Origin of the sequence: Silvibacterium acidisoli (genome assembly GCA_022870745.1) — a bacterium.
Lineage (GTDB): Bacteria > Acidobacteriota > Terriglobia > Terriglobales > Acidobacteriaceae > Silvibacterium.
Genome location: CP085323.1, coordinates 4,254,208 through 4,269,831, shown reverse-complemented (window position 1 = coordinate 4,269,831; position 15,624 = coordinate 4,254,208). Strand labels below are relative to the sequence as shown.

At 56.7% G+C, this 15,624-nt stretch carries 9 protein-coding genes; 3 read left to right on the top strand and 6 right to left on the bottom strand.

All coding sequences use genetic code 11. The features are described from left to right. Positions 1 to 62: 62 nt before the first annotated feature. The 3 genes from LJD29_RS17725 to LJD29_RS17715 all read right to left on the bottom strand — a co-directional run bounded on the left by LJD29_RS17725 (position 63) and on the right by LJD29_RS17715 (position 5,456). On the bottom strand, positions 63 to 1,298 hold the full coding sequence (locus tag LJD29_RS17725) for an aspartate aminotransferase type Ic (protein ID WP_446742898.1): 1,236 nt from the start codon (positions 1,296 to 1,298) through the stop codon (positions 63 to 65). A 103-nt stretch (positions 1,299 to 1,401) separates the two neighbouring features. Next, positions 1,402 to 1,878 carry an NUDIX hydrolase gene (locus LJD29_RS17720; protein WP_446742897.1) on the bottom strand — a complete coding sequence of 159 codons (477 nt, stop codon included), beginning with the start codon at positions 1,876 to 1,878 and terminating at the stop codon, positions 1,402 to 1,404. 71 nt (positions 1,879 to 1,949) lie between these two features. Then, positions 1,950 to 5,456: a carboxypeptidase-like regulatory domain-containing protein gene (locus tag LJD29_RS17715; protein ID WP_446742896.1), complete on the bottom strand. Its 3,507-nt coding sequence runs from the start codon at positions 5,454 to 5,456 to the stop codon at positions 1,950 to 1,952. 348 nt (positions 5,457 to 5,804) lie between these two features. On the opposite strand from LJD29_RS17715, the gene LJD29_RS17710 reads away from it, so the two are divergent. Together LJD29_RS17710 and LJD29_RS17705 are read left to right on the top strand one after the other, a co-directional pair. Then, positions 5,805 to 7,076, top strand: coding sequence for a mandelate racemase/muconate lactonizing enzyme family protein (locus LJD29_RS17710; RefSeq protein ID WP_446742895.1), 1,272 nt, complete (start codon positions 5,805 to 5,807; stop codon positions 7,074 to 7,076). A gap of 99 nt (positions 7,077 to 7,175) precedes the next feature. After that, positions 7,176 to 8,375: a cytochrome c3 family protein gene (locus tag LJD29_RS17705; RefSeq protein ID WP_446742894.1), complete on the top strand. Its 1,200-nt coding sequence runs from the start codon at positions 7,176 to 7,178 to the stop codon at positions 8,373 to 8,375. Here the strand turns inward: LJD29_RS17705 and LJD29_RS17700 are convergent. From LJD29_RS17700 to LJD29_RS17690, 3 genes are all read right to left on the bottom strand, one after another. Further along, positions 8,335 to 9,810, bottom strand: a complete 1,476-nt coding sequence (locus LJD29_RS17700) for a tetratricopeptide repeat protein (RefSeq protein WP_446742893.1) — start codon at positions 9,808 to 9,810, stop codon at positions 8,335 to 8,337. The two genes, LJD29_RS17705 and LJD29_RS17700, sit on opposite strands and share 41 nt — an antisense overlap. Positions 9,811 to 9,870: 60 nt before the next feature. Then, a complete protein-coding gene (locus LJD29_RS17695; protein WP_446742892.1) occupies positions 9,871 to 13,107 on the bottom strand; it encodes an outer membrane beta-barrel protein in 3,237 nt (1,078 codons plus the stop codon). A 235-nt stretch (positions 13,108 to 13,342) separates the two neighbouring features. Continuing rightward, positions 13,343 to 14,422 (bottom strand): LacI family DNA-binding transcriptional regulator, encoded by a 1,080-nt coding sequence (locus LJD29_RS17690; RefSeq protein WP_446742891.1) that lies wholly within the window; start codon positions 14,420 to 14,422, stop codon positions 13,343 to 13,345. Between the two features lie 201 nt (positions 14,423 to 14,623). On the opposite strand from LJD29_RS17690, the gene LJD29_RS17685 reads away from it, so the two are divergent. Next, on the top strand, positions 14,624 to 15,613 hold the full coding sequence (locus LJD29_RS17685) for a GRP family sugar transporter (RefSeq protein ID WP_446742890.1): 990 nt from the start codon (positions 14,624 to 14,626) through the stop codon (positions 15,611 to 15,613). Positions 15,614 to 15,624 lie beyond the last annotated feature (11 nt).

Genomic DNA, 15,624 nt, shown 5'->3' with positions numbered 1-15,624 from the left:
TTTACCGAAAGAAAAACCGCCCGGCGATCCGGGCGGTTTTTCTTTTTGCTTTCAAAGCAGCCTCAGGCTTTGGCTTCCGCTGCAGCCAGCTTCACACACAGAGCAACCGCCTTCGCTGCTCCCTGCACTTCCGGCAGGCCCGGGAACGACGGGGCGATGCGGATGGTGCGATCTTCCGGATCCTTCCCGTACGGGTGGGTTGCTCCCGCCGCGGTCAGAACGACGCCCGCTTCTTTGGCCAGAGTGACAATGCGTTTTGCGCATCCCTTGGGAACTTCAAGACTGATGAAGTATCCGCCCTTGGGTGTGGTCCACGAAACGCCTTCAATGCCCGAGAGCTCGGCAGCGAAGATATCCAGCACAGCCTGGAACTTCGGCGCCAGCAGCTGACGATGCTTATCCATCAATGCGGTGATGCCGTTTTCGTCTTTCAGGAAACGTGCATGGCGCAGCTGATTCACTTTGTCAGGGCCGATGGTGCGCGGCGTCATCCGCGCGAGCAGCCACTGGATGTTGGCCTTGGAAGCTGCCACGGCCGAGATGCCTGCGCCTGCGAAGGTGATCTTCGAAGTAGAAGCGAAGACGAACGCGCGGTTCGGATTCCCATGAGCTTCGCAGCGTTCGAGAATGCTCGCTATGGCGATCTTTTCTTCGGTGAGATGATGCACGCCGTAGGCGTTGTCCCACATCAGACGGAAGTCTGCCGCGGCAGTCTTCATCGCGGCGAGACGGTCAATAACCTTATCCGAAAAGACCGTGCCGGTCGGGTTGTTGTATTTCGGAATGCACCACATGCCCTTGATGGACGCATCCGAGGCGACGAGCTTCTCAACTTCGTCCATGTCAGGACCGTCTTCGAGCATGGGCACGGAGATCATGCGAATACCGTAGTCTTCACAGATCTTGAAGTGGCGGTCATATCCAGGTACCGGGCAGATGAAGGAGATCTCGCCCTGCTTTGACCATGGTTCCGTGCTGTCGCTTGTTCCCTTCAGGAGCGAGTAGGTAATCACATCATGCATCAGCGCAAGGCTGGCATTATTGCCAAGAACGATCTGCTCCACCGGAGCGCCCACAAGGCTGGTGAAAAGCCGGCGCGCTTCGGTCAGGCCCTGAAGACCGCCATAGTTGCGGACGTCGACCTTATTCTCATCCAGAAAATCAGACTCTCCCGGCATTCCCAGGAGCGCGGAACTGAAATCGAGCTGCTGCGGTGCAGGCTTGCCGCGGGTCAGATCCAGCTTAAGCCCGCTCTGCTGCAGATCGGCGTAGTCCGCCCGAAGTTTTTCAAGTGACATTTCTCTCTCCAATGGTTGTTTACAGACGTGAAAAGACCATCACCTCTTATTTTCGCTCATAGAGGGCCTTGCTGGGAGCTGTCCCGGCTTACGGAGATGTTTTTTAGGAATGTGAAGCCGAAGAGAGCCGGGTTTCCAGGCGATCCAGCAGCAAATGCTGCTCAGGCCGGATCTTGTCACGGGCGGCGGCGAGCGAAAACCATTCTCCCCGGTCGACCTCAGGAATCTCGAGTTTCCTGCCCGAGCGCGGAGGCCATTCGATCAGGCAGCGGTTACTGACCAGCTCCGAGGGAGCACAATCGCCTTCAAAGGCCCAGGCGATCACTACCTTGCCGCTCTTCTGACGAACCGATCCCAGCTCGTGAAAAGGCCCTTCTGCTGAAAATGACGTTTCCTCTGAAAACTCCCGGCGGGCGGCGGCAAGCGGCTCTTCGTCCGCTGAGAATTCACCTTTAGGTATCGTCCATGCGCCAAGATCTTTCCGCGCCCAGAAAGGCCCTCCCGGATGCACCAGAAATACTTCGAGTTCTTTGCCTCTCAGCCGGTACATGAGCAGGCCGGCACTTTGCTTCTCCGCCACAATAACGTCCTCATTCAACATTCTGAAGGAGCAATGAGGAAAGCAAAAGGCCGGACTCTCTCAAGGCGCGATTAGAAATAGAAGGTGAACGATGCCTGCAGATCGCGATTGTCGTTGACCGTGCCGGTGATCGTGCCAGCCGTAGCTGATCCGAGAGCGGTATTGGGTGTGCTGAAGTTGGGCGTGTTGAAGATATTGAACGCGTCGAGCTTCAGCGCCAGCTGCTTCTCTTTGTAAATCCCGAAACGGCGCTGCAGACTCATGTCCCAGTTTTTGGTACTGGGCCCATAGAGCACGGAGCGGCCAACATTGCCGTAAGTGTTCGGCTCCGGGATAACGAAGGCGCACTGCGCCCCGTCGGCGAGCGTCGATTGACCTGTCGGACAAAGGGATGCGTTGAAGAAGCGCCGCGGGTTGCCATGATCGATCTTGCCTCGCCGCCCGATCCGATTCGGCCAGCTGGGCGCTCCGCTGTTCACACCACTGTTCAGGCTTACGCTAAAGGGTTCGCCGGAGCCGTATGTCGTAATGGCGTCCACTTCGAATCCACCAAGCACATGCGACATCATGCCATCGCGAAAGTATGCGCGATTCGCACCGAACGGCAGCTCATAATTGATCGAGCTGACGAAACGATGCTTCTGATCGAATCCTGAAGCTCCGTAGCCTGCATGCAGATTGGTCACCGTCTGAGGATTGCCGGCTGCGCCTCCACCTGAAGCAGCCGATCCACCGTAGTCGAGCGACTTGCTGTAGGTGTAATCCATAATCGCCGTCAGGCCATGCGAGTAACGCTTGATGTATTCCACCTGAAGACTGTTGTAGTTCGACGAGTTGATCGGCTCCTGCTCTACCCAGGTGTTGATACGGTTGAGCGGCTGAATCAGACGGCGAGCTGTCTGCGATGTGGGGCCGTTCGGTTGGATCAACCCCACTTCATTCGGATTGAAGCTGTAGTTGATGTGTGCCGTGTGGCTGCCTGCATAGCCGACCGAGAAAACTCCGCCCAGGAGCTGACGCTGTACATTCAGCGTGTAGGTCTGCATGCTCGGCGTCTTGTTCGTCATCGAATGGCTGACGATGGCAGGCGCCGCTGCATTGAGTGCAGTCGTGTTCGTCAGACTGGCAATCGGCACCGTCACGACTCCAGCAGGAAAAGGGTTGTTTAACACCGGCTGGCAGGTGGAGGAAAGATTTGTCGCCGAGCATTGATTCGCCGCACTGAAAGAAGCAGGCAGCGGATAGGTCGTCGGGCTCGCAAAGGTCTGGGATACGGTAAACGGCGGGTTCTGCCCCAGCTCGTCCGAAGCCGAAGCTGGAGACAGGAAATAAGAGATGCCGAAGCCGCCGCGAATCACGGTCGAACCCTTCCCGTCCAGGTCATAGGCAAAGCCGAAGCGCGGGCCGACATTTCCGTAGCGGGTCTGAACACCGGCGGTGCGGCTCACACCATTCTGTCCGGCGAAAACAAAGACGAGATTCTGGTAATCGAAATTCGCAAGCTGGTCGTTCTTCTCCACATCAGGAGTAAAGACATCGTAGCGCAGGCCCATATTCATCGTGAGCCGTGGAGAAACCTTCCAGTCATCCTGCACGAAAGCCGAGTAGATGTTGCTGGTCACGTAGTAGGGCTTGATCAGGAAATTTCTTGAGCCTGCATTTGGAAACCCCAGCAGAATCGCCGCGAGTCCCGAGCCACCGGACGAACTCGTACCGCTGTTCGTAAAGTTAGTGTTGAAGGTGAGGCCGCCGCGTGTCGTGGTGTTTGTAAAGGGTGAAGCGTAAATACGCACGAATCGAAAACCGACTTTAAGTGTGTTTGGCCCCTTCGTACTGGTCACGTTGTCTTCAACCTGTATGTTTGTCTGGACAGGATGCGCAGGCAGAAATGCCGTACCACCCTGCAGGCAGGTGAACTCCGCACCGCATGAGTTACCGATCGTGAAGTTCGGCAAGCCGGTCGTGTACTGACTCACGTTCAGGCCCTGGATGCCCAGCGAGGTAGAAGAATCGTGTCCGTAATCCGACTGAAAGGTGAACGGGTTCGTTCTTGCATAGCCGGCACGAAACTCATTGAAGAGCTCCGGTGTGAAGATGTGAGTTTCGTTTAACGACAGACCCTGCGCCTTTAGATCGATATTCTGAATACCCGCAACGTAAGGCCCCAGATCGAACTGTGCCGCGGCTGAAGGTGGCGTCGGGAGGCAGCATGTTCCCTGTCCGCCGGTCAACGGGTTCGGCGAAGCCTGCACAAACTCTTCGTAGCTCCAGCGTCCAAACATCGAGTCCTTCGGACTGAGGTGATAGTCGATACGGACGTTGCCTCCGTTGTCATCGATGATCTGATTCGCAACCGAGGTGAAGTTGTTGAAGCTTCCAGCGGTCTGCGGCAATGGGTAGATACTCGCAACGTTAAGCCCAACCTGTGAGAGGCGGTTTGAACAAATTACGTTGGGATGCAAACCATCGCAACCCATGAACTGCGAACGGCTATAGGTAGGTGTCGCGGTACCCGAGGCTACTGTAGTCAGGGGATCGTAAATCGGGATCAGGTTGCCGCTTGCATCGCGGAAGTCGCTGAAGTCTCCGGTTCTCTCCGCCGCCGTGGGAACGCTATTGAGGTTGGTGATTCCTTTGAGAGAGCGCTGACCGTAGTAGTCTGCAAAGTAAAAGAGCTTATTGTGGATGATCGGTCCGGCGACCGCCCCGCCGAATTGTCCGCGTCGATAAGCAGGCTGAAGTGTTTCGCCTGCTGTTGCGAAATAATTGCGGGCATCAACCGCGCTGTTGCGCAGGTAAAGAAACAGCTCGCCATGCAGCTGATCTGCCCCGGATCGAGTCGATACGGAGAGCACGCCCGCCCCGCCTCCGTACTCCGCCGAATAGGAGCCTGTCAGAACTTTGAATTCCGCAATCGACTCGACCGAGGGCTGCACCATCACGGTATTGAAGGTGTATTCGTTATCGACGATGCCATCGACGAGGTAAGCGTTACTGTTCGCCTGGCTGCCCAGCGTATTGAAGTTCACCGCGGCACGTGGATTGAATGAAGAAGACCCTCCAAGGTTTTCTCCAGCCTGGCCGGCAGTCACACCAGGGACAAGATAAGTGAGCTGCGCAAAATCGCGACCGTTCAACGGAAGATTCTGCACCTGTGTCTTCCCGATTACATCGCCGGTTTCCGAGGATTCCAGCTTAATGAGCGGAGCTGTGGCCTCCACCCTGACCGTCTCTGATGAACCGCCCGGCTCAAGGGTCACGTCGATGCGCGCCTTCTGATCGATGTCGACAGTGATGTTCGAGGAGATGCTGGTCTTGAAGCCCTTCATTGTGATCGTGACGTTGTATGTCCCCGGCAAAAGGAACGGGATGTTGTATTCACCCTGAGCATCGGAGACATCGCTCTTGGAAGTCCCCTTGCCGTTATCGACCACTGTAACGGTCGCGCCGGCCACTACCGCACCCGAAGCATCCCTTACTGTTCCCAGGATGCTTCCCGTTGTCATCTGCGCATTGGCCTGCAACAGCAGACCTGTAAGAAGGATGAAGAGCAGAACGATCGAAACCCTAAGCTTCATCTATTGAGCCTCCGGAAAGGTTCGAGTCAGAAGTCAGCATCTTCCAGCGGTGAAGCCAACTTAGCGAGATGCTTATCACTTTTAAAAATTTGCGAGCGATTTATAGCTATTTCCAAAGAAGCTTGTCAAAGGAAAGTTGAGTTATTTTCATCACGCCCGTCGTGGCTGCGAGGCGAACAGAAACCACCTTCAGGATGATTGACATTCGTTGCCTCGATTGCATATAACGGCAAGCCGTCTCATAAAGCGGTACATAACAGTGCGCCATTTCAAGAGACTATCGGCGCATCGTACAGTACTTCCGACTTATGAGAACGTGACCATCACGCCACTTAGAAAAGGGGAATCATGATCAGCGACCGCAGATCATTTCTGAAACTCGCCACGCTTGCCGGAGCCTCATCTGTTTTTGCGGAACCTTATCTCTCAATGGCCGAATCGCTCAGAAAAAAAGTAAAAATCACCGACATCAAACTGATGATCATTCGCGGCACATGGGACTGGAATCTGATCAAGATTGAAACCGACTCGGGGCTTTACGGCATCGGCGAGGCCTATTGGGGACCGGGTGTGCGCGACATGATCGAGAAACAATTCAAGCAGCTTTTGATAGGCGAGGATCCGCTGAACGTCGATCGCCTGTACAAGAAGATGCTGCTGCGGAGCGGTGGTTACGGGGCCATTGGTGGCGTTACCATCACTGCGGCAAGCGGCGTCGAGATTGCCCTGTGGGATCTGGCTGGACGCATTCTGCAAACGCCCGTCTGTAACCTGCTCGGCGGCCGTTTTCGCGATCGTGTCCGCTTCTATCGAACTTTGCAGGTGCCTCCAGGCAATGCCGCCGATCCCGCTGCCTGGAAAGACCAGGCGGAGAAAGCGATCAGTGACAACAAGTACGGATTCACTGCGTTGAAGTTCCAGGGCGATAGCGTGCCGCCCACGGCCGACCCCGGCTTCAAGGAACCTGGCCACGATCCCTACACACTGCAGCTCACGAACAAGGATGTTCATCGCATCGTCTCCATCATGGAGACAAATCGCCAGGTCATCGGACCCGATGTAGACATGGCGATCGAATGCCATTGGAAGTACAGCATGGGCGACGCTATCAAGTTACTGAACGCTCTGGAACATGTGGAGCCGATGTGGCTCGAGGATCCGCTGCCCGCCGAAAACACCGACGCAATGGCCAAGCTGGCCCGCATGACACGAACTCCGATATGCACCGGCGAAAATCTTTATGGACTGCACGGCTTCCGCACGCTCATCGAAAGCCAGGCTTGCGCGGGCGTGCACATCGACATACCCAAGTCCGGTGGGTTGATGGAGTCTAAGCGCATCTCCGATTTTGCCGACCTTTACGACATCTGGACTGCTGCGCACAATCCTGCAAGCCCGGTCGGAACTATCGCCTCTGCACACGCGGCTTCGGCTATGAGGAACTTTCGTATCCACGAGCTGGCGAAGTGGATCGACTGGTGGCCGACACTTGTCACGCATGAAGGGCCATTCTGGAAGGACGGCTACTTCACCATTGAAGACAAACCGGGGCTCGGCATCGAACTCGATCCGGATGTCGCCAAGGCACATCTCGCTCCTGGCGAGGTCTGGTGGGGGTAGCAGTGACAACTGCAGAACAGCTGGCCCAGCACGTGTATCTTTTTTCTCGTGCTGCAGGTCCTCCACGCGTAACATCTACACGATGGCGCAGGAGATTCCATGAGGCTGGCTGTTCTGTTCAGCGCCCTTCTTTTTGCTGCTTTACTTCCCTTTCCCGAGCCAACTGCAGCGACCGCAACGCAGCCCCGTGCAGGCTATACGGGAGATGCCGCCTGCACTAGTTGTCACAGCGAGCAGGCTCTCAGTTACGTGCACACCATGCATCACCTCACCTCGCAGATGCCCGATGCAAAATCCATCCTGGGCTCTTTGGCTGCCGGAAAGAACGTTCTCAAGATCGCGGAACCTGCGCCGATCATCGACGACCCCGGCATCTCCTACCGTATGGAAAAGCGCAGTGACGGTTACTACGTCAATGCCCTCACCGGCTTCACGGGAAAAATGCAAAGCCATGCGGAGCGTATCGATGTCGTCATCGGATCCGGCCATCGTGGGCAGACATACCTTTACTGGAAAGGTGATGCCCTGTACGAATTGCCGGTCAGCTACTGGACCGACGGGCATCAATGGATCAATAGCCCCGGTTATCGCAACGGACCTCCGTACTTCGACCGTCCCGCTTCGCCGCGCTGCATGGAGTGCCATGCCGGCTTCATCCAGCCACTCTCCGCAGATCCCGCAAACAATCACTACGACAAATCGACGCTGCAAGTTGGTATCGGATGCGAAACCTGCCATGGCCCTGGAGCGCGACATGCTGCGATCCACCAAAGCGGCGCTGCAAAACCCGTAGATGAAGCCATTCTCAACCCGGCACACTTCTCTCGTGACCGCCAGGTTGACCTCTGTGCCCTATGTCACAACGGCGCGCAACAGACACTCACCGGGAAGGCGTTCGCCTATGTTCCAGGGCAGCCGCTCGATGAATATCTCGGAGCCAACCCCGCAGAGGAAGACGTGCAGCCGGACGTACACGCCAACCAGGTAGCACTGTTAAAGAAGAGCCGCTGCTATCTTTCGTCGCCTGATATGTCCTGCTCTACCTGTCACAACGTTCACGCAGAAGAAAAACCTGCCGCATCGTATTCGTCACGCTGCCTCGGCTGCCACAAGGTCGAGAGCTGCGGCATGTCGAAAACAATGGGACCAAAGATCGCCGGCAACTGCATCGATTGCCACATGCCGATACAGCGGACCAGCGCTATCGTCTCTCAAACAGCCGACCGTGTAATCCGCACGACCATGCGCACACACTGGATCAAGGTGTATCCGCAGGATGATCTGCTCCCGTCTCCGTGAGGCCTTTCAGCCGCGTCGACGCATCTTCGCGCTTCAGCTCGTCGTTCAACACCGCCTTCAGTTGCGCCAGCACCTGGGTCGCTTCGTCGTCGCGGTGCAGCTTTCGCAGCAGAATAAACTCACGGTTCAGCGCGTTACGATTCTCCGGCTCAAGCTTCAGCGCTGCTTGATAATGCTCGGCAGCTTCGGCAAGCTTCCCCTGATCGTCCATAACTTTTCCCATCAGGATCTGCGCTTCCGCTGAATCAGGACGAGATGCCAGTGAGAGACGCAGATGCTCTTCCGCCTCTTGAAACTGCGGCTGATCAGGACGCGCGCCTTCGTGCAGCAGCAGGTTGGCAAGCAGATAGTTTGCGACCGCATCCTTCGGGGTCTTCTTCAACTGCTGCGTAAGAAGCGCCTTCTCTTTGTCCACCTGGTTGCGATCAGAATAGAGCAGGCTCATCGCAATGGTGCTGTGCGGCTGATCCGGATCGATCTGCGCCGCGAATACGAAGTCTTTCTCCGCGTTCTCGTACTGCGCGAGCTGCGCGTATGCTACTCCGCGTATCAGGTAAAGAGACGTGGCCTTGGGAATGCGGGCAATCCCCGCGGTCGCTGCGGCAACCGAACGATTCTCCTGGTTATGTTCAAGGCAAAGCACAGCCAGGTCGAGATAGTTCGATGGAACGTTCGGCTTCAAGGCAATCGCCTGCTCCAGTACACGAAATGCATCATCCGGCCGCTTCGCCTGTGTATAGGCCTCAGCCAGTAGGTTGAGCAGATCCGCGTCCTTCGTGGTGGCAAGAGGCTCAAGGACACGAATTGCATCTTCCGGCTGATGATTACGAAGCTCAGCTATCGCGAGGTTGTATTTCAAGTCCCTGTTGTCGGGATAAGTCTCTGAACCCCGCCGCAAGAGATCGACAGCGTTCTGTGCCTGTTGCTGTTGCAAAAGACAATCGGAGTATTCCTCAATCGCGTTGCGATCCCGAAGTACTTCGCTCTGGCTGCGCTCAAAGTATTCGACCGATGCCGGGCAATCGTGGCCGCGGTAGGCAACCGTCCCTGCCATCGCATTGGCCACCCTGTTCTCAGGCATCAACTCCAATAGCTTTTTCAGGTAGCGCATGGCCTGCGGATTGTGCCGATGATAAGCAGTCTGCGACGCGGCCTCCAACGCCGGCAGATAGTTCGCATCGATCGTCAGCGCATGATCGTAGCTTGCCAGGCTTTGCTGTACGTGGTTTTGCCCGTCAAGGGCGATACCGCGCAGTGTCCATAGAGAAGCATCGTTCGGAGATTGCCTGAGCAGCGGATCGAGCAGACGAATTGCCTCGTCGTATTTTTGCGCATGAAGTGCTGCCGCCGCCTGGTGCCGGGCATCGTTCGCCGGCGGCGCAGCAAGGATGTGCGATGAAACAGCGATGGAGAGAAACAACAAAGCAACACGCATGAAAGAAAACCACTGCGGCCCAGTATAGAGGCGTTCCTGGGCCGCAGTCCTGAGCAAAGCTCAGAAGCGAATCCGACCAAGCACCTGGATATTCCTGGGCAGGTTCTGATCGGTTGATTTGCCGAATTCACCGTTCGACAAGTCGCTCACCGGGTTCACTAGGTTGACCCGGTTGAATAGGTTGAGAATTTCCCCCCTCACCTCGAATCCCCCCTGCTCGCCGAGGAACGGCAGGCGGAAGTTCTTCTGTGCGGCCATGTTCAGGTTTGCGAGGCCCGGCCCGTTGTACGTATTGCGACCGAGATCGCCTTCTGATCCAAGCGCGGGCAATGGGAAGTCGGTTGCAGCAAAGACACCCTTCAGGAAGTCGGAACGGCTCGTGGAGAGATTGCTTCCGAACTTCGGCACATTGGGGACATCGTAGTTATATCCGTCGGCATTGAAGTCACCCGAAGGATAGGACGCTGAAGTGTAGACGGTGAACGGCTGACCGGATTGGAGCACCAGCACTGGAGACAGCGTCCAACCGCTCGTGATCAGGCTGGTGATCCTCCCCTTGGTTCCCGGCACATTCCACACTGCATCGATCGAGATGCGATGGCGAGAGTCATAATCGGAACGGCCATAGTTACGTGCCGGATTGTTTACATCGATTACGTTCTCGGCTCCGCCCACGCCATTGTCGTTGCTACTGGTGTAATCGAGTGCTTTACCAAGGTTGTAAATCGCATGCGCTGACCACCCGTGCGAGAAGCGCTTCGAGATCGCAAAGGCAGCCACTTCGGCGTTCGCGATGCCAATGCTTTGGCCGAAGATCACCGATTCAAAGCTTGGGTTCAGGCGATCGAGCGTACCGCCATGCTGGACCAGGTCGCCTGCGTACCGGTTCGAATCCGTCTGGAAGTAAAGGTGCGTCGCCGATGTCCCGAAGTAGTCTGCTTCCACTACGATGCTGGTCCCAATGCTGCGCTGTATTCCAATGGACCAGTTCTGCACCAGCGGCGGCACAAGGTTTGCCTGCAGGCCACCAACAGCGATACGAGTGCCAACCAACCCTCCATGCGGATCCACTTGATATGAGAGCCCAGGTGGTGGAGCAAAGCCGGTGGGCCCTCCGGTGCTGCTTACACCGTAGGAGAAATTCGCAAGCGTCGTTCCTGCATTGAAGATGCTGATGCCCGGACTTGCAAACTGTGGCGGGTTGGTGCGGATCCCATCTACATACGAGAGATCACCGATTTTGTTGTTGTAAATACCCCACCCACCGTGAACCGAGGTAGAGCCATTGCCGAAGACATCATAGGCAAATCCAAAGCGCGGAGCGAAGCGCCATAGCCGGTTATCGACCACCTGTCCGGTCGAACCGCGTACCAGCATCGATCCATTCCCGATCTGCGCTTCTTCGTCGTTGCCCGCGCCGGGCGTAAACAGCGCAATCGGATTCGGTCCGTAGGTGACCGTGCCTAGATGTCCAAAATAGTCCCAGCGCAAACCGATGTTCAGCGTCAGCTTATTCGTGACCTTCCAATCATCCTGCACATAGGGCGCAACCTGCAGCATCAGTACACGCGAATAGAGGCTCTGGGCTGTGCCCCCGTTCCGTACATCCACTACCGGACCACTCTGCGTGATGGGATGGTCGACAGCGAAATCCACAATATTGGCAAAGTTAAAGCTGGGGCGGTCCAGGCCCGCGGTGAAGTTATCAAGATCCTGTTGGCGATCAACATCAATGCCCACGCGAATATTGTGATTTTCATGGACATAGGTCAGCACATCATGCCAGTTCCAGTTGTTGTGCACCCAACCGGAAGGCCCCCATGATGAGAAGCCTCCGCCAAGCCCTGAAGGATAGGCATTGGGCAGCGATGGCAGATCGCCCGGAGCCGCGGGCTGATCGCCATCAGCGCGCACATACGACATGCTCACTTCATTCAACAGCTTTGGCGAGAATGTGTGGATGTAGTCGATCTTGTGATACCAGGTCGCGTTCGGGCTTACATACGCCAGCTTCGGGCGTGGATTCGCAACGCCGCCCTGCGTTGTATTGCGGAAGAGACTGTAGAAGAGCTTGTCGTTGCCGTTGTTAAAGTTGTGGTCGATACGTGCATGCCCTTGAAAGCCATTGTTGATTGGCGACTGGTTGATGGACACGTTTCCGAGCGCAACGAGATTGCCCGGAATATCCGGCACAGGGTAAGGACTCTGCAGAAGGCTCTCTATCTGGGCCACTGTTTGAAATCCGCTCGTTGGTGTTCCGCCAGAGGGTGCATTTTTAAAGAAGGCCGCGGCGAGGGAGTTCGGGTAATTCGTCTCAACATAGTTGACGAATTCCGGCGTTTCCATCGGCTGTGTGAGCGTTACTCCCTGCTGGCTCTTGCTCCAGAAGAGCGAGCCGAAGAAGAAGGTCTTGTCCTTGATGATGGGACCGCCCACTGATCCGCCAAAATCGTTGCGAAGATAGCGAGGAACCTGCGACTGAAACTCGGTTCGGGCCTGCAGGCTCGAACCGGTATAGAACTCTGACAGCGTGCCGTGGAACTGGTTGGTTCCAGGCTTGGTGAAGACTTCGATCAACGCTCCGCTCTGGCGGCCCTTATCGGCCGAGAAAACGTCGGTACTGATCTTCATCTGGGCCACGCTGTCCGGCTCGGGCGTAAGGTTGGTAATACCATCGCGCGAGTTTCCGTTTACGCTTGTGCCATCAACCTGGTATTCATTCGCTTCCTGGCGCTGCCCTGCCCCGATAATCTGAAAGCCGGGCTCTGCGTTGAAGCTGTTGGTTCCCTGTGAGCCGGAACCGCTGGCCCCACCGAACGATCCGCCAAGGCCGGTCACACCCGGAGCCAGCGTCGCAACACTGGCGTAGAGGTTTTCGCCAACAAGCGGAGCATTCTGTACTGTCTGCTGTTCGAGCGTTCGGCTGATGGTGCCGCTGGTAGTTTCGACCGCGGAGTTGTTCGCCGTCACCTCCACCGTTGACTGTGCGGAGCCAACGTTCAGCTTCGGGTACACGGTGCGAACGTCTGTGCCTTCAATATCGATGTCCTTCTGCTGCCATGTGCTGAAACCCGGCGCACTTACGCTGATGGTGTAGCGCCCTGGCTGGATATGCAGAATCTGCAGGAAGCCCTGGTCGTTGGCCGTTACCGTCTGCTGCACCTGCGTGTCCTGGTTGGTAAGCGTGGCCGTTGCGCCGGCAATTACCGCACCGCTCTGGTCCATAGCGGTGCCGTTAATACCGCTGCTGTACTGTGCTAGCGCCGGGAATACGGCGATAAGGCAGAGGAGGCTCATCCAGAGCAACCTGCACCGATAAAGTTTTGTCGTCAGCAACCCACACATACTGCCCCTCCTGCAAATCAAATCCACCGGAATGGGTCTCTGCGACCGCGCTGGTTTCGTCTAGTCCAGGGATTTTGAAAGCTTTCAATAAATCCGCGACAAAGACTAGAACGCAAATTTTTAAGTTGTCAATGAAGAAATAAAAATAGTGGCAATTGCTGGAGAGAATGAAGCGAGGGAACGGTGTTTAACGCTTGCGGCCGGTCCTGGAAACGCGCGCGGCACGTGCGGGCGTGCGGGACGTGTGAACGTTATCACCAGTGACAGGCTTCCCTACCGAATCGCGAATCTTGATCGCCGTATCGAGAACAACGTGCTTCGGCGGTCCATCGTCGCCCCGGACACGGTCCATGAGTATCTGTGCCGCGGTCGTTCCCATCTGATAACCCGGCTGCGATACGGATGAAAGCGGAGGGCTTGTCATCTCGGCCAGGTCCAGATTGTCGAAGCCGAAGAGTGAGATGTCATCCGGGCAGTGCAACCCCATCTCGCGGAAGGCCAGGAGTGCGCCGAAGGCGATCATGTCGTTTCCCGCGAAAATCACCGTAGGGCGCGGGATCATGCGCAGCAGCAACAGCGTCTTCGCATAGCCGCCGTGCTGGTCGAAATTCGCTTCCTGTATGTACTCCGGGCCGAGATGAATCTTCTTCTCGGCCAGAGCGCGCTTAAATCCCTTGAGGCGGTTCGTCGAGTTAGTCAGGTGACGCGGCCCGGTGATCATCGCCAGCTGCTTGTGCCCCTGCCGCAGAATGTAGTTCGTCGCGTCGTACGCGCCCTTCTCGTTATCGGCCGTAACCGTATCTCCGTTCCAGTTCAAAGGCAGGCGATCGACGCAGACTACTGCTGCGCCCGACCGGCGAAAGGACTCCGCCTGCGCCGTCAGATCGCTGAAGCTGGATGGAATCACGATCAGCCCCGAAGGAAGGTAGGTCCGCAGTTCGTTCATGTGAACGATTTCCTTCGCGTGATCGTTATCGGTGTTACAGAGCACCAACCGATAGCCATGCTCGAACGCAACATCCTCGGCGCCGCGCACGACCGCCGGAAAAAACGGATTCGTTACATCGGGAATGATCATCCCGATCATGTTCGTCTTGTCACGACGCAGCCCGCGTGCCAACTGACTCGGCTGGTATCCCGCGGAGGCTACCGCGTCCATTACGCGCTTGCGCAGCGGCTCGCGAACCGTGGCTGAACCATTCAGCACATGAGAGACCGTCCCCAGCGAAACGCCGGCCAGCTTCGCGATCTCCTTCATGTTTGCCATCGGTCTCTTCTACACCCCTCGCAGCAGGACTTACCCTGAGTGTCGCATAAACCCGGAACCGGCCCGGGCCCGGGGCGCCATTTGAAGAAGTTTCTTGACAAAGCGGGAGTGCTATTTCTATGCTTCGACAGCCCGGATTGAAAGCTTTCAACTATGCTGCTGCAGAAAGCCCGGCGGGATTAGGAAAGGAGCGGCGGTCCCATGTTTCAGCCCGAGACCTACAGTCTTGCGCTCTCGTTCATGTTCATCAGCATGCTGTGCTGGGGGTCATGGGCTAACACCATGAAGCTTTGTCCCGGCTATCGCTTCCAGCTCTTTTACTGGGACTACGTCATCGGCCTCGTTCTTGGCGCGCTTGCCTGGGGATTCACACTCGGCAGCATGGGCTCATCCGGACTCACATTTCTTGCCGATCTTCAGCAGGTAGACGGCTCTCACATTCTCTTTGCACTCGTTGGCGGCATTCTCTTCAACGTTGCCAATCTTCTGCTGGTCGCCGCGATTGAGATCGCCGGGCTCGCCGTCGCCTTCCCTATCGGCATCGGACTCGCACTCGTGGTCGGAGCCGTCAGCAGCTATATTCTTGCACCGAGCGGCAATGCGCTTATGCTCTTCGGCGGCATTGCACTCGTCGTCGCCGCCATCGTCTTCGACGCCATCGCCTATCGGCTGCGTGAGAGCCAGCAGCGTGCGCTCAGCACGCGCGGCGTTGTCATAAGCCTGGTCGCTGGGTTGCTCATGGGCAGCTTCTATCCTTTCGTCGCACGATCCATGTCGGGCGAGGCGGCCGCCGGTCCCTATGCGGCATCGTTATACTTCGTCGCAGGCGTGGCTCTCTGCGCCATTCCCTTCAACCTGCTGCTGATGCGCAGGCCGCTCGACGGCAGCGCGCCGGTCGCCATGAGCGGATACGCCTCCGCGCGAGGATCGTGGCATCTCTGGGGTATCCTTGGCGGAGCCATCTGGGTCACTGGAGCCATCTTTAACTTCGTCGCATCCCGCGCACATATCGTCGGCCCTGCTGTGTCCTACTCTATCGGGCAGGGCGCCACCATGATCTCGGCGGCATGGGGCGTCTTTATCTGGAAGGAATTTGCCGCTTCTCCACGGCGCGCAAGGCTCTTTCTTACCTGGATGTTTCTCTTCTTTCTTTGCGGACTGAGCACCATTGCGCTCGCTCCGCTCTTTTGAACACTGTTTTC